Annotated in this window: 1 rRNA gene; it reads right to left on the reverse strand. The window is 47.6% G+C overall.

Going from position 1 to position 290, the window contains the following annotated elements:
- Window positions 1-163 (reverse strand): 16S ribosomal RNA (locus SB772_RS40055); the annotation flags it as partial.
- Between the last annotated feature and the right edge of the window lie 127 nt (window positions 164-290).

The following is a 290-nucleotide window of genomic DNA, read 5'->3' on the forward strand; positions in this document are numbered from 1 at the left end:
GCGTTCCTTTCGAAACGTTGTCCCCCACTATCAGGCAGATTCCTAGGCATTACTCACCCGTCCGCCGCTGAATCGAAGAGCAAGCTCTTCTCATCCGCTCGACTTGCATGTGTTAGGCCTGCCGCCAGCGTTCAATCTGAGCCATGATCAAACTCTTCAGTTCAAACATCTTTGGGTTTTTAAGAAACCCTAAACTTGGCTCAGCAATCTCAAATGACTATGTGATTTCTCGCATGGTCACTTGTGATGCTGATAATCTTTGTGACTATCAGTCCGTACTCACAAGCACC

The sequence above is a fragment of the Paraburkholderia sp. SIMBA_030 genome, from assembly GCF_046535245.1.
Lineage (GTDB): Bacteria > Pseudomonadota > Gammaproteobacteria > Burkholderiales > Burkholderiaceae > Paraburkholderia.